The sequence below is a fragment of the Enterovibrio litoreus genome (assembly GCF_045679545.1).
GTDB lineage: Bacteria > Pseudomonadota > Gammaproteobacteria > Enterobacterales > Vibrionaceae > Enterovibrio.
The window spans coordinates 1,697,346-1,716,656 of record NZ_CP166194.1 but is presented as its reverse complement, the minus strand read 5'-3'; the positions used below and the strand labels follow the sequence as shown (position 1 = coordinate 1,716,656).

The 19,311-nt window shown below is 46.0% G+C and carries 20 protein-coding genes; 4 read left to right on the top strand and 16 right to left on the bottom strand.

Going from position 1 to position 19,311, the window contains the following annotated elements; genetic code table 11:
• Window positions 1-136: 136 nt before the first annotated feature.
• From AB8599_RS07530 to AB8599_RS07510, 5 genes are all read right to left on the bottom strand, one after another.
• The gene (locus tag AB8599_RS07530; protein WP_407333125.1) at window positions 137-856 is read right to left on the bottom strand and encodes a DUF3581 family protein; all 720 of its coding nucleotides are present in this window, start codon (window positions 854-856) and stop codon (window positions 137-139) included.
• 139 nt (window positions 857-995) lie between these two features.
• Window positions 996-1,445, bottom strand: coding sequence for an NUDIX domain-containing protein (locus tag AB8599_RS07525; protein WP_407333124.1), 450 nt, complete (start codon window positions 1,443-1,445; stop codon window positions 996-998).
• 98 nt (window positions 1,446-1,543) lie between these two features.
• The gene (locus AB8599_RS07520; protein WP_407333123.1) at window positions 1,544-3,172 is read right to left on the bottom strand and encodes a diguanylate cyclase; all 1,629 of its coding nucleotides are present in this window, start codon (window positions 3,170-3,172) and stop codon (window positions 1,544-1,546) included.
• Window positions 3,156-3,590 (bottom strand): hypothetical protein, encoded by a 435-nt coding sequence (locus tag AB8599_RS07515; RefSeq protein ID WP_407333122.1) that lies wholly within the window; start codon window positions 3,588-3,590, stop codon window positions 3,156-3,158. Before AB8599_RS07515 ends, AB8599_RS07520 begins: the two co-directional genes overlap by 17 nt.
• Window position 3,591: 1 nt before the next feature.
• A complete protein-coding gene (locus AB8599_RS07510; RefSeq protein ID WP_407333121.1) occupies window positions 3,592-4,782 on the bottom strand; it encodes a hypothetical protein in 1,191 nt (396 codons plus the stop codon).
• A 240-nt stretch (window positions 4,783-5,022) separates the two neighbouring features.
• On the opposite strand from AB8599_RS07510, the gene cobB reads away from it, so the two are divergent.
• Entirely contained in the window at window positions 5,023-5,742 is a 720-nt protein-coding gene (gene cobB / locus AB8599_RS07505) for a Sir2 family NAD+-dependent deacetylase (RefSeq protein WP_407333120.1), read from the top strand.
• A 123-nt stretch (window positions 5,743-5,865) separates the two neighbouring features.
• Here cobB and AB8599_RS07500 read toward each other — a convergent pair whose 3' ends face one another.
• From AB8599_RS07500 to potA, 4 genes are all read right to left on the bottom strand, one after another.
• Window positions 5,866-6,909: an extracellular solute-binding protein gene (locus AB8599_RS07500; protein WP_407333119.1), complete on the bottom strand. Its 1,044-nt coding sequence runs from the start codon at window positions 6,907-6,909 to the stop codon at window positions 5,866-5,868.
• 132 nt (window positions 6,910-7,041) lie between these two features.
• Complete coding sequence (gene potC, locus AB8599_RS07495; protein ID WP_407333118.1) at window positions 7,042-7,812, bottom strand: spermidine/putrescine ABC transporter permease PotC; 771 nt, start codon at window positions 7,810-7,812, stop codon at window positions 7,042-7,044.
• The gene (potB, locus tag AB8599_RS07490) at window positions 7,809-8,663 is read right to left on the bottom strand and encodes a spermidine/putrescine ABC transporter permease PotB (RefSeq protein ID WP_407333117.1); all 855 of its coding nucleotides are present in this window, start codon (window positions 8,661-8,663) and stop codon (window positions 7,809-7,811) included. Before potB ends, potC begins: the two co-directional genes overlap by 4 nt.
• Window positions 8,650-9,747 (bottom strand): spermidine/putrescine ABC transporter ATP-binding protein PotA, encoded by a 1,098-nt coding sequence (gene potA / locus AB8599_RS07485; protein WP_407333196.1) that lies wholly within the window; start codon window positions 9,745-9,747, stop codon window positions 8,650-8,652. Before potA ends, potB begins: the two co-directional genes overlap by 14 nt.
• A 359-nt stretch (window positions 9,748-10,106) precedes the next feature.
• Here potA and AB8599_RS07480 point away from each other — a divergent pair, with 359 nt between their 5' ends.
• From AB8599_RS07480 to AB8599_RS07470, 3 genes are read left to right on the top strand one after another with little or no spacing between them, the layout of a single operon-like run.
• A complete protein-coding gene (locus AB8599_RS07480; RefSeq protein WP_407333116.1) occupies window positions 10,107-10,913 on the top strand; it encodes a hypothetical protein in 807 nt (268 codons plus the stop codon).
• The gene (locus tag AB8599_RS07475; protein WP_407333115.1) at window positions 10,914-11,690 is read left to right on the top strand and encodes a glucosaminidase domain-containing protein; all 777 of its coding nucleotides are present in this window, start codon (window positions 10,914-10,916) and stop codon (window positions 11,688-11,690) included.
• The gene (locus AB8599_RS07470) at window positions 11,687-12,331 is read left to right on the top strand and encodes a DUF2987 domain-containing protein (protein ID WP_407333114.1); all 645 of its coding nucleotides are present in this window, start codon (window positions 11,687-11,689) and stop codon (window positions 12,329-12,331) included. The genes AB8599_RS07475 and AB8599_RS07470 overlap by 4 nt, the downstream gene beginning before the upstream one ends.
• Before the next feature lie 130 nt (window positions 12,332-12,461).
• Here AB8599_RS07470 and ttcA read toward each other — a convergent pair whose 3' ends face one another.
• From ttcA to AB8599_RS07435, 7 genes are all read right to left on the bottom strand, one after another.
• Window positions 12,462-13,388: a tRNA 2-thiocytidine(32) synthetase TtcA gene (ttcA, locus tag AB8599_RS07465; RefSeq protein ID WP_407333113.1), complete on the bottom strand. Its 927-nt coding sequence runs from the start codon at window positions 13,386-13,388 to the stop codon at window positions 12,462-12,464.
• A gap of 193 nt (window positions 13,389-13,581) precedes the next feature.
• Complete coding sequence (gene uspE / locus AB8599_RS07460) at window positions 13,582-14,532, bottom strand: universal stress protein UspE (RefSeq protein WP_407333112.1); 951 nt, start codon at window positions 14,530-14,532, stop codon at window positions 13,582-13,584.
• 142 nt (window positions 14,533-14,674) lie between these two features.
• Window positions 14,675-15,418: an FNR family transcription factor gene (locus tag AB8599_RS07455; protein ID WP_407333111.1), complete on the bottom strand. Its 744-nt coding sequence runs from the start codon at window positions 15,416-15,418 to the stop codon at window positions 14,675-14,677.
• Between the two features lie 66 nt (window positions 15,419-15,484).
• A complete protein-coding gene (locus AB8599_RS07450; RefSeq protein ID WP_407333110.1) occupies window positions 15,485-16,156 on the bottom strand; it encodes a sulfite exporter TauE/SafE family protein in 672 nt (223 codons plus the stop codon).
• Window positions 16,156-16,356: a cbb3-type cytochrome oxidase assembly protein CcoS gene (gene ccoS, locus AB8599_RS07445; protein WP_407333109.1), complete on the bottom strand. Its 201-nt coding sequence runs from the start codon at window positions 16,354-16,356 to the stop codon at window positions 16,156-16,158. Before ccoS ends, AB8599_RS07450 begins: the two co-directional genes overlap by 1 nt.
• 2 nt (window positions 16,357-16,358) lie before the next feature.
• Complete coding sequence (locus AB8599_RS07440; RefSeq protein WP_407333108.1) at window positions 16,359-18,752, bottom strand: heavy metal translocating P-type ATPase; 2,394 nt, start codon at window positions 18,750-18,752, stop codon at window positions 16,359-16,361.
• Window positions 18,749-19,240, bottom strand: a complete 492-nt coding sequence (locus AB8599_RS07435; protein ID WP_407333107.1) for a FixH family protein — start codon at window positions 19,238-19,240, stop codon at window positions 18,749-18,751. The genes AB8599_RS07440 and AB8599_RS07435 overlap by 4 nt, the downstream gene beginning before the upstream one ends.
• Window positions 19,241-19,311 lie beyond the last annotated feature (71 nt).

Sequence of the window (19,311 nt, the reverse complement as noted above, 5' to 3'; positions counted from 1 at the left end):
ATATAGAACATGGTCGCAAGTATGGTATGAATATTTATAAGTAAGACATTGACGGGTATGAAAAACCCCGAATAGTTCGGGGTCCAAAAAAGCATTTCGTCGTAAACTAAAAGTGCACGTATTCCACGTGACTACATTAAACGCGCTGGGCTGAAAGGAACTCAGCCTTACGGCTGTTAAATTTATCGACAAGCGCATCAACCGCAGAGTGTTCAAATTCGCGCAATCCACTGCACACCATTGTTTTTTTCCCTTCACCGATAACTTGGCCATTTTCTTTAAAGCAAAATGCCAAGGTCACAGTCCCGCGTTTTCCATTCACTTCCATGGCAGAGTCCGAGAGTTCAACAGTAGGGGCGCAAAAGTCTAGGTGGTGGAAATTGAGCTGCATACTTTCATAGATAACCAAAGGGCGATCGGGGTTGATCATCATGCCGCTTTTTTCCATGAGTGGAACCATGATGTGTGGAAAGTTCATACCTGAAAACTTCACATAGTTTTCCGCAACACAGGCAGCGAGTTTTTCATCGACAACATTGTCACCTTCTCGCGTCATTGTGAGGTAACACTTGCCGTTAGCGTCGAGCACTTCCATATGTCCTTGCGCGTCTTCTTGGAAAGTCACCGACATGTTGTCAGAGATCATTCCTGCAAACGACACGTCCATCTTTTGGCTGATCCCGGATTTTGCGAGCAACACGGAGAAGAGAAGGTCGCCTGGAACACAAAATCGCTTTGAGTCTTCATCATGAATCGGGTTGAAGTCTCCCGCGACTAATTTGGCGAAATGGCTCGCTTGTTGACGAGAAAAAGTGAGTTGGTCGTCGTTTTGGCTGAAGTAATTATTTAACTGCATGGGCGTTAGGGTGGGCTTCTACTGTTAATCTTGTTTGGTATTGTAACTGAGTCATTGACTTAGAATGGTCTAGCCAGTTTGCAGCACAACATCTGTCACTGATAGCGCTAATAGTGACTGAGTATTCTGCAAACATCCACTACATGATATGGCCTTGATAAATCTTATCGAAACAGCGTGTTTGGAACGCTTTAACCATGGATTTTGGAAAGAACAGCAGTTCTGGGAGTTTATCCAGTGGCATCCACACCACGCCAATTTGGTCTTTGTCAGGCTCAGACGGCGATCCCACCGTGCGGTAGTTAGTGGCTTCGACAAACAGCTCTATTTGATGCAAGTGCTTAGGTAAGAATGTGGTGTCGAGTTTGTCAGCAATCACCTCTCTCACAAACAGCACGTCACCCATGTCTGCTTCGCCGCCGGTTTCTTCCAACAATTCGCGATTAAAGGCTATATCGAGCGTTTCGTTATGCTGAACCCCACCGCCAGGCAAAATATACCAAAGACCGCGTTCATCTCGATGTTCGGCGAGTAAAATGGCGTTGTCCCTATAGCAAACAGCTCTGACTGAAACACGCAGTGGGTGCATTCTGTTTCCTTTGAATTCAATGAGTGACGTAAGGATAGGCCAGAGTAGCGTGTTTTATCGATCAAGTTCAATCTACTGGGGGAGGTCAGGTATAGTGACTATTTTGTTGCAGGAGCGATGGACTTTTCCGCTTGATAGAAGTGAAAGAAATTCTTGCCATTGTTTTTCACGTAATACATGGCTTCATCAGCTTGCTCAATAAGAGCGCTGATAGATACGTCATCGTCTGGGTAGAGGCTGATCCCGATACTTGAACCAACCCCTGCGGTCTGCTCATGGCCAATCTCAATGGGCTGAGAAATTTGGAATTGTAGGTCTGTGGCAATGTCCGACACGGCGGTTTGATAGTTAGGGTTGTAAGAGAAGCCAATAAGGAATTCGTCGCCGCCCCAACGCGCCACCACATCTGAGCCTCGGAAAAATTGCTTGATACGATGTGCCACCTCAATGATGACCTTGTCACCCGCATCATGGCCATATGTGTCATTTACAAACTTAAAGCCATCTAGGTCGATCATCAATATGGCAAAATTACGCTCTTTCTTTTCGGCTTCAACGACAGACGTTTCTAATTTGGCCATACCTGCTCGGCGATTAAGCAGCTGTGTGATGGCGTCATGTTCCGCTTCATAGATGATGTTTTGTTCACGTTCGGCGCGTTCAGTAATGTCATACAGCACCACTTCTAACAAACTGTCATCGGGGTTATTGATGTCTTCCACTTTTGAAAACAGGCAATGTACCCAGCGATCGGCGGCCCGAACCTTGTGCTTAAGTTGAATATCAACAGCACTAAATTGATTGCCCGGCTTAGCCCAAAAATCTTCAATGAATTCACTAATTACCTGATGGTCGTTAAAAAATTCCGTAAAATCGGTCTTTGAGAAACGATCGGTATCAACAATGAATGTTTGACCCAGTAATCGGAGAAGTGCGGGATTCGCCACGATAAGTTGATTGCTGGCGTCAATCAAGCCAATGCCAGCACTCGCGCGCTCAAAAATGAATCGAAACTTTTTAGATAAATTTTCGGTTTGAGATCGCAAGTCTCGTTCATTGTCTATTTGTTTGTTAACGGCATCGAGCAATTGGTTGATGTCACTAACCAGCGCACCGATTTCATTGTCTTGGTGACCAATCGGGACATCAATGCGGGTTGTGTCACCTGGTGTGATCAAGTGAAAGCGATTGGCGACGTTTTTTAAAGGTTCAGTGAGGATACGGTTAACGATAATGAGGGTCAGAAACGCAATAATCACGGAATAGAGCAACAGCACGGTGACTTGAATTTTTGCTAACGAAATGGCGTTGTCTTCAATGTATGTTTGGTTAGGGTAAATCAGTAAATCACCAACGATTTCATCTGCATTGAAGGGGGATCGAATGGGGAATATCACCGCAATTTCGCTTTGTTTTAAATCTCCTTCACCTTCGAAAGATGCCGATAGCCCATCTTGGCTGGTTAATCGTGCGGCAGAGATGATGTCATTGGCTTCTAACCCTCGCAATACTTCCTCAGCTAACTCCTTATTCCCCAAATACATGGCGATGGAGGCCGTTTGCTCGACAGTAATAATAATTTGCTTGATTTGATTGCGAGAGCGATCAACTTCTTGGTGGTAAGAGATATAGAACCATGCAATCGACGCGATGATCGAGAAAATGAGCGCGCCACCTGCAACCCCAGAAGCGACGCGTATGTGAACATTTTTACTTAGGATCTTCAAAACGATATACCACTTTTAGGCCAGTAGAGAGCTCTGCTTCGTTGATGTAAGCAATGGCATTTTTGTTTTTCTTCACATAGTCCGTGACACCGTTAATCGATGAAATGGTGTAAGGAGGTTCAGATTTACCCGTAAAGAGTAATCTTGCCCAATAGGCATTAATTTGAGCAACCGATTTGCCAACCAATTGTCGATAAAACGCTTCGCGAAGTGGGTTATCGGCGGGCAAGTCGGTTGTTAATACCGCCGTTCCGTCTGGATAAGCGTTGAAGCGCCCCATGTATAGATCAATCAATTGTCGGGAGGAAAGTTCGGTTACTGGATTTTCTGCATTGACAACCACTACCAACTCCGCACGGACTCCGTGAGACCAAGCTAGCCAAGCTGTTGTAAGTAGTGCCAATACAAGTCTTTTCATATCAGAACACAAACGTTAAGCTGAATGAGTAAGTGTCGATGTAGCAAGGAGGTGTGGCGGTTAAGCCTCTCTCTGTTGTGAGCCAAGCTCCAACGCGACCGTTATTAAGCCATGTTCGTTCTATTTGCCCCTTAAGTGCGATTTGTGAACTCAGATCAATTCGAAGCCCGATACCCAATGACTCTTGGTCGATAACGCGGGTATCAATGAGTGCTTTTGTCGATGCATACAGGCCGCCGATCGCCGGTATTTGTAGTGCTTGATCGAGTGGCGGCGGCAATTCATAAAAATCGCCCACGGATTTTGCCTTAGACAAAAAAGTGTATGCGGTGAGGTTATTGAATGTCTTAGAGCCGCTTATGTATCCTGAAACGAGATCAGGGAAGAACGGCCATTCTGCGTCGGTGTAGCTCAATTCAGATTGAAGGCTCCATTCGCCAGTCTCGTAGTGACCGCCTAGCGAATAATAATTGAAGCGTGAATCGACAAACTTAAAATCATCGATGATACGCCCCAAATCCGGCCAGATGTAACCAATAGAAGGGTCTTGTTGAAGCAGCGATATCACACCGGAAGATGGCTCACCTTCAGACACTTTTGTGGTTGAAGCCACGGCAGAGAACAGCCAATCGTCAATCGAATAGGACAATTTGGAGCCAACAACAGGCGACAGTGCAACTTCGTAGGCTTGTGTGATAGTTTCAATGGTGATTTCAGACTGCCCACCAAACAAACGGGCCTCGAACATCCCATCCCCTAAAGGAATGGTGTACGCGATGTCTCCACCATCAATGGTATTGATAGGAATGTTACCATAGAAATCGGCAACGGGTTTCGTCCAAAGATAAGCGAAGCCAACGTCTCTGTACTCGGACAACATATATAGTGGGGTCGCGATTCGACCTACGCGCACCGTGACATTGGGCGAAGCGCGATAACGCAGAAATGCCCAAGAAATAGATTTATTTAAATCATTTTCAATGCGGTCTTCCAATACACCTTGTACAACGAAGTCAACGCTGTCGGTCAAGGTTGCATTCATCTGAAGGCCAAATGCAGATCCGGAATCAAACGACCATCCGCCGTACTCCGCATCTTTTTTTAAGTCGTACTTGTAACCAAAATCTTCTGTTCCGGACTTGATGAAACTGGCATTACCAAACCCACTGAAAGTCACACGCTCGCTTGCCATAGCGGCAGGCGCCACTGGCAATGCGAAAAGTGTAACGAATATAAGGGGATTAAAGCGCCGCAATGACCTATCTCTGTATTAAAAATGATTCACAGATTAAATATAAGACAAAAATTAGATTTCATGTGTAAATTCAGTAAATCATCTTAGATTCGACCATGGTCTAGCATGCTTAACCTGTTTTGCTTATTTCAACAATGTTATAAAGGTTAAAGTTCAAACCGAGAAAGGATGCTCACCATGCAATTCCCATACAAAAACATAGTGATACTGACAGGCGCGGGGATCTCCGCTGAGTCGGGCATTCGCACATTCCGAGCGCAAGATGGATTGTGGGAAGAGCATCATATTGAAGATGTCGCAACGCCAGAGGGCTTTGCTCGAAACCCAGAGCTGGTACAAACCTTCTACAACCAGCGCAGGAAACAACTTCAATCAGGTGTGGCGCCTAACCCCGCACACGACGCGCTAGCAAAGCTTGAGCGTGAGCTGGACGGCAATGTCACTATCGTTACTCAGAACATCGACAATTTGCATGAGCGAGCTGGCAGTGAACATGTGATTCATATGCATGGCGAATTACTCAAAGCTCGATGTAGCTATTCAAAACAGGTGGTAGATTGGACTGGGGACATTATGATCGATGACGTTTGTCATTGCTGTCAGATGCCTTCACCCATGCGTCCTCATGTTGTTTGGTTTGGTGAGATGCCCATCGCCATGGATAAAATCCATGATGCGCTAATGCGCGCTGATCTTTTTCTTTCTATCGGAACGTCAGGTGCTGTTTATCCCGCTGCAGGCTTTGTTCATGAGGCATCGATTGGCGGGGCAAAGACCATTGAAGTCAATCTTGAACCGAGTGCTGTTGAAAGCGAATTCGATGAAAAGCGTTACGGGAAGGCGAGTGTGCTTGTACCACAGTTGGTTGAAGAACTGTTGGCGCTGCAAGATTCGTAGCAAGAGCTCAAAGTGGCAACCTTTGAGGACGGATCATAGCGCATAAAAAAAGCGGCTTTTCAGCCGCTTTTTTATGTGAAAACACCTCAAATTAATGGGGTAATTCACCGTATGACGATGCTATTACTGACCCGCTTTAAGTTTCTGGAAGTACTGTTCGTAAAGCACGTTTGCTTCACCAACGGAACTTTGCCATTCGCCTTTTTCCATCACATCTTGCGGTGGGTAAATGCTTGGGTCATCTTTAAATGCTTTTGGAAGCAGTGGGTAAGCTGCTTTCACTGGCGTTGGGTAGCCAATTTCAATCGCTAGACGCGCGGCTATCTCTGGGCGAAGCAGGAAATCGATCATCTTATGTGCCGAGTCTGCATTTTTCGCTGTCGCTGGGATTGCGAGGTTATCCATCCAGAAAATCGCACCTTCTTCGGGCCATACGATATCTACGGGTGCACCTTCACTTCTCGCGATATACGCGGAGCCATTCCAAAGCATGCCAAGTGCAACTTCACCCGCCATATAAGGGTTGGCGGGGAAGTCTGAGTTGAAAACCAGCACATTCGGCATGATTTTCTTCAGTTCTTCGTACGCTTGTTTGATTTCTTCTGGATCAGTGGTATTTGCTGAAAAACCCAGTTTAGTCAGTGCGATATGGAAGAATTCACGCGCATCATCCATCATCAATAACTGGCCTTTGTAATCCGGACTCCAAAGATCTGCCCACGAGTGGACACTGTCTTTCTCAATGAAATCCGTGTTTACACCGATACCCGTCGCACCCCAAATATAAGGGATCGAGTATTCGTTATTTGGGTCAAAAGGCTTGTTAAGATTGTTTGGATCCAAACCATCGAAGTTGCTTAGCTTGGTTTTGTCGATAGGCTGCAACATGCCTTCATCACGCATTTTCTTCACGTAATACGTAGAAGGAACAACCAAATCATAGCCATCTGGGTGCGTTTTTAATTTGGCATACATGCTTTCATTAGACTCATAGGTTGAGTAAATGACTTTGATACCAGTTTCTTGCGTGAATTCTTCAATAACTTCGGTAGGAATATACTCAGACCAGTTATAGAAATAGAGTTCTTTTTCTGCCGAAACAGCAGCGTTTGAGAAAAGAGAGAAGGCTAGAGAGCTTCCCAGCACAAACTTAGACCAGGGTTTCATCGACAACTCCTGTGTTTTTCGTTGGTATTGGTTAGTTAGAATAACGGGTGTAAGTCGACACCCGTGACTGAAAAATGCGAAAGTCGAAAGGGCGAGCACAAGAGAAAATCTTGTTACTCGCCCTCAAGTGGCTTATCGCACTTTGTCGCGTGCAAGCAGCTGAGAGCAAATCACCAGCACGAGAGATACGATTAGCATGAGCGTTGCAAGTGCATTCACTTCAGGAGATACGCCAACTTTGACCATTGAGTAGATCTTTAATGGCAAAATTTCGTAACTTGGCCCAGTGACAAATGAACTAACAATCACGTCATCCAATGAAAGGGTAAAGCTCAGTAACCAACCCGCAGCTACCGCTGGAGCGGCGAGAGGCAGGATGATTTTTGTCAAAATAACCCACTCGCTTGCGGCCAAATCTTTCGCAGCCTCAAGCATTCGAAGATCAAACCCATTCAAGCGGCTGTAAACAGTCACCACCACAAATGGCAAACAGAAGGTGATATGTGACAGCAGCAGGGTAAGGAAGCCCAATTGCGCGCCAATCAACACAAACAGCGCCAGCAGTGAGATTGCCATAACAATGTCAGGCGACATCATGACCACAAATAGCATGCCGTTAACAAACTTCTTGCCACGAAAACGGTAACGGTAAAGCGCGACGGCTGTCAGGCTGCCAATGACAGCCGCGGCCGTTGCAGAAAACACCGCAATGGTTAGTGAGTTGCCAGCAGCCTGCACCAAGCTGTCATTGCTTAACAGTTGTGTGTACCACTTGGTGGTAAAGCCTTTCCATTCGATACCGAACTTACTTTCGTTAAACGAGTTAACGATAAGAATAACGATAGGAATGTATAAGAATGCGTAAACCAACGACATGAAGCCGGTTTTGAAGAAACGACTCATTCCAACTCCACCTTCTTGTTCATTAGCTTACTTACACGCCAATAGGCAAGCAGCATCAATCCCATCAACACCGTTAGTGAAATACTCGCGGCTGAACCAAACGGCCAATCACGAACATTCAAGATTTGGCTTTTGATGACATTACCAATTAACAGATTCTTAGCGCCACCAAGCAAATCTGACACATAGAACATGCCAAGTGCAGGCAGCAATACAAGTAGGCAGCCCGCGATAATGCCAGGCATTGTCAGCGGCAAGATGACTTTAACAAACGCTTGAAATTTGCTTGCGCCAAGGTCTTTCGCTGCTTCTAAGTAGCTGTTATCCAGCTTTTCGATGCTTGAGTACAGTGGCAAAATCATGAAAGGTAGCAGGATATAAACCAAACCAATCATAACCGCATATTCGGTGTACATAATGCGAAGTGGTTTCTCTATTAAACCCAGTGTTAGCAGACCGTCATTGAGCAAGCCACGCGTTCCCAAAAAGATTTTCAGACCGTAAGTGCGGATCAGGGAATTCGTCCAAAAAGGAACGATGACCATGAACAGCATAAATGGACGCAACTTTTGTGGCATACGCGCGATGATGTAGGCGAATGGATAACCAATCAACAGGCACAACATGGTGGCAATCACAGCCATGTAGAAAGAGTGCCAAACCACCTTGGCATAGAGAGGGTCCATCAGCTTGGCATAGTTGCTCAAGGTGAAGGTCATTTCTATTAGGTTTGCATCATCACGAGTTAAGAAACTGGTGACGATAATCATCAGGTTCGGAATCAGTACGAACAGCAGTAACCAACCTACAATGACGCCAATAATGGCGTTTTGGAGATTAAGCTTCTTCATCAGGCAGTACCACTTCCCAGCTTTCAACCCAGGTGATCGCAACTTTCTGATCCAAAGAGTGGTCGACGTCTGGATCATCTTCGTTGAAGAACTCACTGACCATGACAGACATACCAGATTCGAGTTCAAGAACTGAATCCAATGTCATGCCTTTGTAGTTACGTTCACGAACATAGCCCACAATGCCTTTGCCAGATTCCGTCGCACTGATTTCTTCAATACGAAGATCCTCAGGACGGAGTAGGACTTTAACTTTGTCACCCGCAACCACTTCAAGCTTGCAGTAAACTTGACATTCTTGCCCTTCAACAGTGGCCGTGATGCGTTGTTCATCAAGACGATTGAGGACGTGAGCGTCAAAGACATTGATTTCGCCAATGAAGCGAGCAACGAACAAGTTTGCAGGCTCTTCATAGATTTCACGCGCGGTGCCATCTTGAACCACATCGCCAGTTTGCATGACGATAATGCGGTCCGACATCGAGAGCGCTTCTTCTTGATCGTGTGTGACGAAAATGAAGGTGATCCCTAGTTTACGCTGAAGCTGCTTAAGCTCGTTTTGCATTTGCTTGCGCAGTTTGTAATCGAGCGCTGAGAGCGATTCGTCAAGAAGCAGCACTTTTGGCTTATTCACAACGGCACGAGCAATCGCAACGCGTTGCTGTTGGCCGCCAGAAAGCTGGTGAGGATTGCGAGGAGCGAATTTCTCAAGTTGAACCATACGCAAGGCTTCCATCACGCGCGGTTCGATTTCACTTTCGGCAACTTTCTGCATGCGCAGACCGAAAGCGACGTTTTCGAACACAGTCATGTGTGGGAAAAGCGCATAGCTCTGAAAGACGGTATTGACGTGACGTTGTTCTGCGGGGATTGCAGTCACATCTTGTCCGTCAATGATAATTTGGCCATCGTCTGCATCTTCAAGACCAGCAATCAAACGAAGTACTGTGGTCTTGCCACAACCGGACGGACCCAGGATTGTCAAAAACTCGCCGTTGTTTATCTCAAGATCAAAGTTAGAAATGATCTCTTTACCATCGAAACTCTTACAGAGTCCCTTCAGTTGTACAACGGGTTTTTTCATTGGTTGTGTCGCGTTCAATTCTACTCTCTCTCCTTACATCACGGGCGATTAGTTAGAAAAAATTCCCCTAAAAAGTAGACGGCGCATGATAGACGTGCAAACCATGAAGTTAAAGCGTTTTTTTGTATTTTACTGGCAAAATCCTGACCAATAATTGCGTATTAGGCGAGATATGCGGAAACATCGACCAATTTACAGTGTGTGACGTGCATCTCGAAATCCAGGATGTAAGCGTTGAGTAGTATAGCGCTTTAATTCGGTGCCTAAAAATACATCAGTTTGAGACGAGTTCAAAAAATATCACCTATAACTTTATAAAGACGGAAATTTCTTAGGCTAAAGACAAAAGTTACTTTGCTATGAATAAACAACAATTGAGCAATGCTCTTCACGTTGGTGGCACCTTAGAGAACGCGCTAACGGGTAATTATACGCTGAGTGCTTCCAGTGTTGTTCAGGAAGCACTCAAGCTAACACAAAAACATTTCTGGCGATTTATGCCTGCGACCTTGATGCTTGTTGCTGCAAATGTCGTGATTTTTTTCATCGCACTGTCGATCATGCTGAACTCACCAGCGGAATTGTTCGATGCGCTGATGGGGAAAATTCCGATGACAGAGAACTTGCTGGCATCTGGTCGCATCGCGTTCTTCACAACAACAGTGCTAAGTGCGCCATTGTATGCGGGCGTCAGTTTAATGGGATTAAGCCATGCTATTGGCTTTCGAACGAAACCTCGCCATATCATCAAGGGCATGGGGTACGCACTTGCGGTCACAATGGCGATGTGCTTCATCTCTGCGTTACAGAGTATGGGGAATCAGATTATTCCTTTGCTTGGTATTTTTCTCGGCATCGCGTTTTCAATGACAATTCTTCTGATTTGTGAAAAACGTCTTCGGCCGCTGGAAGCCATGATTGTTTCCTTTAGAGCGATAACGAAAAAACTGATACCATTGACCTTGGTTTACATCGTCATTGCCATTCTGTTTGTGTTTTCTTATGCGACAGGAGGGATCGCGTTACTGTTTGCGCTGCCGTTCATGTTTAACGTGAAAGGGGTGCTATATCGCGAAATGTTCGGTGTTGGTATTGAAGTGACCGTGTCACAAGAAGGCGACGATGATTCTTCTGACGGCGGTAATAAAGAGGTTTTCAACGCGTAAATGAAGCTTTCTCATGCTGTATTGGCTTCGGCTCTATTTATTTCTGCGTGTAGCGACGCTCCCCAAACCCATATCACTAGTTTAAATCAACTCCAACCGGCTTCCCCTCCACCTGAAATGGTGAAGAAGCCTGATTTTGATGACTACAAAATCGTTGAAGAAAAGAAAAAGGCGTTTGTAGAATTCCTCAAGCCTGGTGTGACCTACATTAATGGCTTAATAGAAAACGCCCGAACGCGATTGAATCATTTGTCTAATGCAAAAGACATCAGTCAAGAAGATATGGCGTTTCTGACCAAAGTTGGCGATCTGTTCAAACTGCCTATCCCTGATGGTGGCCCCGACAAAGCGTGGTTCAATGAAGCGCTAAAACGTGTTGATATTCTTCCCCCGGATCTGGTGCTAAGCCAAGCAGCGAAAGAGTCAGGGTGGGGTACGTCACGCTTTGCTCGTGAGGGGAATAATTACTTCGGACAGTGGTGTTACACTTCTGGCTGCGGCATGGTGCCAAGTGCGCGTAGCCAAGGCAAAACACACGAAGTGGCTGTGTTTAAAGATACGTTCCAATCCGTACGTGCCTATTTTCTTAATGTAAATCGCAATCGAGCTTATGCGGATTTACGTGATATTCGTGCTGACCTTAGAAAAAATAATCAGCCAATTACAGGTGTTGAGTTGGCAAATGGATTGGAAAGTTACTCAGAACGCGGTCAAGCATATGTCCAAGAAGTACAAGGCATGATTCGTTATAACGAAGAATTTTGGAGTCAAGGATGATCAAAGGATTTACGGCTGCCCTGATGGCAGCTGTAATTTCACTGCCTGTTGGTGCAGCGCAGATTGAATTTAGTTACAGCAAGTTATTTACCCAGCTAAAACATAACAACAGTGAAGATCACCCTGATGTGAAAGTGGGTTATTTTATGGTGAAACCTCAAACTGGCGAGGTTTGCACTATCACAAAAGCGTGGATGACAAAGAAGAAGAACTATGAGGAGTTTGTCATACCCGCATCGCAAGAACTTCCATTGCCTATTGATAGCAATCTGCGCAGAGTAAACCCTGATGTGTTTATTGAAACAGAAGGGGACGCAGTTTGTGATGTTTCATTCCAAGTGATGGCAAAAAATGCGTTTGTGCGTGAGATGTCAGACAAGGACGTCAATGTACTTGTGCCCCAAATGACAGCAATGATGCAGGATTTGGGCGGTATGTTCTCGACATGGTTTATGCCTGACGTTCAGGGCGTGTCTGTGCATTTTTCACAACCACAATCTTCACTATCGACCAGCAAAGGTCGAGTGATTGATGTTGAGGATAAAGTGGCCGTGGTTCGCCTCAACGACTTACAAGAGGGAGAGCGTATCTTGTTTAGCCAGCAGCCTATTAAAATCACACCTTGGATTCCACAGAGCTAATATCGTTTTGTTTAGCGGCTTAGCTTTTGACAAGTCGACCTAGTGAAAAAACAAAGCCCGCATTCGCGGGCTTTGTTAATTTTATCGTTTGCACACTTTGCACACATGAAACGTTTTGCAAGCTCAGGGATTAACTGACCTGAACAACGTTGAGTGCCAGAGCAGGATCAACCTCAATCACATCATCTTGCGATGGGGCAACATCGGTAAATTGCTCTTTATCAAATGCCGTGTCGCCGCCATTAATAACACCGGAATGCTGATCAACATTTTTGAAATCAAACAATTCAAAGTCGGCAAGGTGTGAAGGAACCACGTTCTGCATTGCAGTAAACATGGTCTCGATACGGCCAGGAAAGCGGCGATCCCAGTCGCGCAGCATTTCTTTAACGACTTGACGTTGCATGTTTGGCTGAGAACCACACAAGTTGCACGGAATAATTGGGAACTCGGCAGTTTGCGCATAACGCTCAATGTCTTTTTCGCGGCAATAAGCCAAAGGACGAATCACCACGTGTTCGCCATTATCTGACACCAGCTTTGGTGGCATACCTTTTAGCTTGCCGCCGTAGAACATGTTCAAGAACAATGTTTCTAGAATGTCATCACGGTGATGACCAAGCGCGATCTTTGTTGCGCCCAACTCTTTAGCTGTGCGATACAAAATACCACGGCGAAGACGAGAACAAAGGGAGCAGGTGGTTTTACCTTCAGGCACTTTGTCTTTCACGATCGCGTAGGTATCTTCTTCTACGATTTTGTATTCCACACCCAGATTATCAAGATAGGCTGGCAACACATGCTCAGGGAAACCCGGTTGTTTCTGATCAAGGTTCACAGCGATCAGTTCAAATGATACCGGTGCGCTTCTTTGCAAGTTCTGCAAGATTTCGAGCATGGTGTAGCTGTCTTTGCCACCACTGAGACAAACCATAATACGGTCGCCTTCTTCGATCATATTGAAGTCAGCAATGGCTTGACCTACATGTCTGCGAAGACGCTTGTTTAGCTTATTCTGGTTGTACTTTTGTGATTTAGTGAGTTCTGGATTTGACATGGTAATTACTGAGTGCCTCTGAAATTTCTCTGCGCCATTGAACAGGCGAATGGAAACTAGTCGTGGGCAAAAGCCCAATTCGTCAATGTTCAATGCGAAGGTTTGGCGCGTATGATACGGATTTCGGGACAGGATGCCAGCATGATGAGAAAAGAAAGCGCCCGAAGGCGCTTGTCAGTAACAGAGTAACGCGTTACGCCTCAGATAAGTTTGGGGCTAATGGGCTGACATACCCATCAGGTTTGATAGCGAGGACGTCGCAATTGAGTTGATCAATCGTGTGCTCTGCGGTATTTCCAATAAAGATGGCGGACAATCCGACACGACCCGTGGTACCCAAAATGACAAGCTCCGCATCTAATTCTTTGGCAACTGCAGGGATGACATCTTCCGGCAATCCTTCCTGACAGAAGGTTTGCGCTTCGTCGATGGCGTGCTTTTGGCGCAATGCCTTCATTTCAAGCAAATGATGCCCACGCACTGCATCAGTATATGACGCAGGGTCGAACTCAGGGAGTTCAATCGTCACGTTGACAGGCGTTGCTGGGTAAGCGTTAACAAGATTCACCTCAGCGGAGAGCAACTTGGCCATGGCTTTGGCCTCATCGATTAACTTGTCGTTCAGAGGAATGTGAGTTTCATTCTCAGAGGACACATTAACTGCCGTCAGGATTTTTCCATTCTCTGGCCAACCATGCTCTTTCACCAACAAAACGGGGCAAGGACATTTGCGCAGTAAGTGCCAGTCAGTGGGCGTGAAGATGACAGAGCCTAGCTTGTCGTGTTCGTGAGTTGTTTTGACCAGCAAGTCATGGTTGCTATCAAAAACTTGCGCAATCATGCTTTCGTAAGGGCGGTTATGCCAAACTACATGAGTGGTAATGTTGATGTTCTCAGTGTTGTGCTGAGCGACCAATGAGGCAACCCACTCTTCGCGCTGGCGAAGCACACCAGTTCGCATTGCCTGGCGCTCTTCTGACGAGAGCATCGACGTCATTTCATAGGAAAAGTCGTATATGGCAAGAAAGAGAGTGATGGATACATCTGCTGTAGATTTTCTTGCGATGTCCAGCGCGCGCGAGATTGCGGGCTGTTCTTCGTGGTCGGGATCGATAGCCACGAGCAAGTTGGTATACCTGTTCATAACAACCTCCAACTTAGTGATGCGATACTTTAATGTAACGCAATCTTGGTGGAAGGTGCGATAAATTCAGAGAGATAAAAGTAAAAAAAGAGAAATGGCGCGTATAGCGCCATTTGGTATTCAGTCAATTTGTCAGTATGAGTTACTTACTGATGCCTGCAAGGCGGCTCAATTCGTCATGATCAAGAACAGTAATGTACTTTCCTTTAACACTGAGCATTTCACTTTTCTGGAAGCGGCCAAGTAAACGGCTGATCGTTTCAACAGTTAGACCAAGGTAATTGCCGATATCGCCACGTGTCATCGTCAAACGGAACTCCTTCGCAGAGAAACCCCGCTGAGAGAAGCGGGTAGACAAGCTATATAAGAATGCAGCCAAACGTTCTTCTGCATTTTTCTTAGATAAAAGCAGGATCATTTCCTGATCACCTTTTATCTCGCTACTCATCAAACGCATGATTTGCTGGCGAAGCTTAGGCATTTTACCCGACAGGTCATCAAGAATTTCAAATGGAATTTCGCACACCATTGACGTTTCAAGCGCTTGGGCAAAACTTGGGTGAGACATATGGTTAATGGCATCAAAACCAACAAGGTCACCGGCAAGATGGAAAGCCGTGATTTGCTCGTCCCCTTGTTCAGTAATGGTGTAACTTTTGATCGTGCCTGAACGGATAGCATACAGAGAGCGAAGAGGGTCACCGGCCTGAAAAAGAGGCTGACCTTTCTGAATTGGCTTTTTACGTTCAATAATTTGGTCAAGCTGATTTAGCTCACTTTCATTCAAGGTGAAAGGGATGCAAAGTTGACTGATACTACAGTCCTGACAGTGGATAGCGCATCCGCCTGATTGAACTCGTTTAGTGATAATCTTGTCTTGAATCATGAGCCTGCTTAGCCAAATTGATTTGAGTCAATATTTTACCACTTTCCCATGATAAATCGACCCTTACTACAACTGATTGTATACAGAATAAGCGGTAACTATTCCGTACATTAGCAGTATTAGAGATGAGAACCTTCGAAAAATCATGTTGTTAAGTAACTTCTTTAATGACTCCGCAGAGGTGCCAACAAATAGCATTGCGGGCAGGGTACCCAAACCAAATGCGAGCATTATCAATAAACCATGAAACGCATTTCCTGATACGGCGGCCCAACTGAGCGCTGAATAGACAAGTCCGCAGGGCAACCACCCCCAAACCATGCCAAACGGTAACGCCGCCAATGGCGATTTTAATGGAAGCAGTTTTGATGTTAGCGGGGAAATATGGCGCCACAATCCTTTGCCTAAACGCTCAATGTAAGACAAACCATTCCAGAATTGGCCAATGTACAACGCGAGCAAAATCATCATGATGGCAGCAGCCAGTCGCAGCCAGATCAAGCTTTGGGTAACCTGACTAACACCGACGATACCCGAAACAATACCACCGCCAATAGCACCAATAATGCCATAGGATAAAAGCCGGCCACCATTGTAGAAAAGCAAGTAGGGTAACTTGTTTTGATGGGAAGGCGTTCCGAATGAAACAGCGGCCGCCACGCCGCCGCACATTCCAAGACAGTGCCCCGCACCCAAAAGCCCAACCGTGAAGGACGCAATAAGATCAGTGATTGGCATTACTTCTCTTCACTTCTCTCCGTCGTTTCAGTCTTTGTTTTGGCTTCAGGGGGCAGTTTTTCGTCATCATCAAGAAGAATATTCATGCCCTGACGCTCAAGGTCTTCAAACTGTTCGGATTTAACTGCCCAAATGAAGACACCGACCGCCACACAAACAAGCATGATGGCAATGGGGATAAGGATATAAAGACTTTCCATGGCTACTTGTCCTTGAATCTTTCGATGAGGTCTTTCTTAAACAGACGCAAAGAATTCGTTACCACAATAACAGAACTGCCTGACATACCCGCCACTGCGACATAGGGTGCGACAAATCCCATCACAGCAAGGGGGAGAATGACAAGGTTGTAGCCTAACGCCCAAGCTAAATTCTGACGAATGATTTTTTGAGTAAAAGCGGCAAGATGACGAGCATCAAGCAGCTTAGTCAAATCGTCACCAAGAAGCACCATATCCGCAGATGCTTTCGCCACATCTGTCCCACCACCCATCGCAACGGAAAGGTGCGCCCCTGCAAGCACGGGGGCATCATTGACACCATCGCCAATCATGATGGTGATCTGATCGTCTGGCAGTGATTTGAGGTAATCAAGCTTCCCTTGTGGAGACACTCCCGAAACCAGCTCATCAATCCCCAGTTTATTGGCAACGGCCGTTGCGGTCATCGAATTGTCGCCCGTTAGCATGGTGACAGCGATACCCGCTTCGTGGAACTTATTGATCAAGGTTTGACTGCTTTTGCGAATAGGGTCGACCAGTTGGAATGACGCAACTTTGTCGCCATCGCAAGCTAGCCATACTTGATGGCTGTTTGCTTCTGCATCACTAAGATTATTCAGCGCAAATTCGGGCTTACCAATCCGCCATTCTTGTGCCTGATAAGTACCTCGTAAGCCTTCACCAATAACATTTTCAACCTGTGTTACACCTGCGGCCGGTTCAATATGTTTAAAGGCATCGGCGATAGGGTGATTGGCATAGGATTCAAGGGCAGCTGCGATGGCTAGTGCTTCGCTCTTTTCTATACCGTTATAAATGGCGGTATCAGCGAGTGTCACGTTGCCCTCGGTGAGCGTCCCGGTTTTGTCGATGATCACGCGATTGATCTTGGTCAGCGTTTCAAATACATGACCACGACGAAGCAAAATACCGAGTTTACCAAACGTAGAAGTAGAACAGGTTAATGCTGTCGGTGTGGCGAGAGAAAGCGCACACGGGCACGTTGCAACCAATACAGACAACATAATCCAGAAAGCATCTTCAGGACGATGACTCTGCCAGTACCACCAGGTCAATGCCGAAATAATCAAAATGACAGCGACAAAGTAGCGCGCAACAATGTCTGCGATTTCTGCAACACGAGGCTTAGCAAGTTGCGCGGCATCTTGTAGCTGAACGATATGGGCAATCAGAGAATCTTTTTTCTCTGCCGTGACTTCAACATTCACATTGCCATCAATGTTGAGTGTGCCAGCAAACACGTTCTCATTGACCTTTCGAGACTCAGGCATGGATTCGCCAGTCAGCATGGACTCGTCAACGGTTGTAATACCTTCAACAATGATGCCATCAGCAGGGAAGGGTTCACCAGGGAGAACACGAACGATATGGCCAACGGTGAGAGATTTTGCTGGGATTTGTTCGCCAGAATCCAATGTTGCCAGACGCGGAATAAGTTTAAGTAGGTTTGCACTCGCGGCCGCCGCTGTCCTGCGCGCACGCATCTCCAGAAATCGCCCTATCAGCAGGAAGAACGTAAACATGGCGATAGACTCGAAAAAGACTTCGCCAGTGCCGGTCACTGTCGCGTACAAACTGGCAAAGTAGGCGAACAACAAAGCGATGGAGACAGGAACATCCATGCCTAACGTTCTTGCTTTTAGATTGCGCCAAGCATTGATGTAAAATGGCATGGCGGAATAGAGAAGAACGGGCGTGGCAAAAATGAGGCTAACCCAGCGAAAATAGTTACGAAATGACTCGTCCATATCGCCAAATACTTCAAAGTACATGGCAATCGCCAGCATCATCACCTGCATGGTTGCCAATCCTGCAACACCTAGTTTGTAGAGGTATTGCTTCATGGTGCGATGATATTGTGCTTCTTGATTGTCGGCTTCAAACGGCGCTGCTTTATAACCAAGTGCATGAATTTTAATAAGAAGGGTACTTAACTTTGCTTTGGACGGATCCCAGCGTAACGTGGCGCGATTCGTGGTTGTATTGACCTGAATGCGAGAAACGCCTTCTTGTGCGCTAATTTGTTTTTCAATCAACCAAGCACATGCTGCACACGAGACTCCATCGACAGAAAGTACAACCTCATCAATCCCGTTTTCATGACGGACAAATTCTTGCTGTACGTCTTCATTGTCGTAAAGGCTGAGTGATTGAAGTTCGTCAGGAATCAGGTTGGCTTTTTCTGCTGGAGCGGTGCGATATTCGTAGTAAGAGGTCAGGCCATTCGCGACGATGGTGTTGGCAACGGCTTCACAGCCAGGGCAACACATTGTACGGTTTACGCCCTGAATCTCTACGTTATAAGAGTCGCCAGTAAGCACTGGCTCTCCACAGTGATAACAATCTTTTGTCATTCCTTGCTCTGACCATACAACTTAACTGGGTCGGAAGATGGGAAGTTAGCGCGGCCATTCAGTGCCCAGCTACCATCAAATGCATTAATTTCAACATACCAAGGCCCTTCCAATGGCTCGACAAGGGCGAGGCGATAACGACCATTTTGGTCTGCATTTACCATTTGCTCTATGTCTTTGTCTGCGAGAGTGCGGTGTTGAAATGTCACTTTGATTGTTGGGAACTGAGTCAATTCGCCTTTGTTTAGGGTAACAATGGCGTTTTCATCGGAAAGTGTTAGGAGTGCAGACAGCGATAACGCATCTGCTTGACGAAGACGCGAGAGGTCTTGGTTAATCCCTTTTCCCTCTTTGTAGTAGTCTTCTGCGACGAGAGAAACCTGATTTTTACTGAAGAGTGTAAACGTGAATAAGCTAGCAACGACGACGCTGCCGGGCAAGGCAATCAGGAACCAAGGCCAAAACTGCTTATACCATGGTTTGTTCATATCGCTTTCCTGTTTTTACAATGTTCTTGGGTAAAAAAGCCCCCGCAAGCGAGGGCTTAACAATAACAACA

Bases quoted from the DNA above. Each gene is read 5' to 3' on its own strand.
- AB8599_RS07455 (WP_407333111.1), bottom strand. From the start codon at position 15,418: ATGATTCAAGACAAGATTATCACTAAACGAGTTCAATCAGGCGGATGC.
- AB8599_RS07435 (WP_407333107.1), bottom strand. From the start codon at position 19,240: ATGAACAAACCATGGTATAAGCAGTTTTGGCCTTGGTTCCTGATTGCC.
- AB8599_RS07500 (WP_407333119.1), bottom strand. From the start codon at position 6,909: ATGAAACCCTGGTCTAAGTTTGTGCTGGGAAGCTCTCTAGCCTTCTCT.
- AB8599_RS07515 (WP_407333122.1), bottom strand. From the start codon at position 3,590: ATGAAAAGACTTGTATTGGCACTACTTACAACAGCTTGGCTAGCTTGG.
- potC (WP_407333118.1), bottom strand. From the start codon at position 7,812: ATGAGTCGTTTCTTCAAAACCGGCTTCATGTCGTTGGTTTACGCATTC.
- cobB (WP_407333120.1), top strand. From the start codon at position 5,023: ATGCAATTCCCATACAAAAACATAGTGATACTGACAGGCGCGGGGATC.
- ttcA (WP_407333113.1), bottom strand. From the start codon at position 13,388: ATGTCAAATCCAGAACTCACTAAATCACAAAAGTACAACCAGAATAAG.
- AB8599_RS07440 (WP_407333108.1), bottom strand. From the start codon at position 18,752: ATGACAAAAGATTGTTATCACTGTGGAGAGCCAGTGCTTACTGGCGAC.
- AB8599_RS07475 (WP_407333115.1), top strand. From the start codon at position 10,914: ATGAAGCTTTCTCATGCTGTATTGGCTTCGGCTCTATTTATTTCTGCG.
- uspE (WP_407333112.1), bottom strand. From the start codon at position 14,532: ATGAACAGGTATACCAACTTGCTCGTGGCTATCGATCCCGACCACGAA.
- AB8599_RS07470 (WP_407333114.1), top strand. From the start codon at position 11,687: ATGATCAAAGGATTTACGGCTGCCCTGATGGCAGCTGTAATTTCACTG.
- AB8599_RS07530 (WP_407333125.1), bottom strand. From the start codon at position 856: ATGCAGTTAAATAATTACTTCAGCCAAAACGACGACCAACTCACTTTT.
- ccoS (WP_407333109.1), bottom strand. From the start codon at position 16,356: ATGGAAAGTCTTTATATCCTTATCCCCATTGCCATCATGCTTGTTTGT.
- potA (WP_407333196.1), bottom strand. From the start codon at position 9,747: ATGAAAAAACCCGTTGTACAACTGAAGGGACTCTGTAAGAGTTTCGAT.
- AB8599_RS07450 (WP_407333110.1), bottom strand. From the start codon at position 16,156: ATGCCAATCACTGATCTTATTGCGTCCTTCACGGTTGGGCTTTTGGGT.
- potB (WP_407333117.1), bottom strand. From the start codon at position 8,663: ATGAAGAAGCTTAATCTCCAAAACGCCATTATTGGCGTCATTGTAGGT.
- AB8599_RS07510 (WP_407333121.1), bottom strand. From the start codon at position 4,782: ATGGCAAGCGAGCGTGTGACTTTCAGTGGGTTTGGTAATGCCAGTTTC.
- AB8599_RS07480 (WP_407333116.1), top strand. From the start codon at position 10,107: ATGAATAAACAACAATTGAGCAATGCTCTTCACGTTGGTGGCACCTTA.
- AB8599_RS07525 (WP_407333124.1), bottom strand. From the start codon at position 1,445: ATGCACCCACTGCGTGTTTCAGTCAGAGCTGTTTGCTATAGGGACAAC.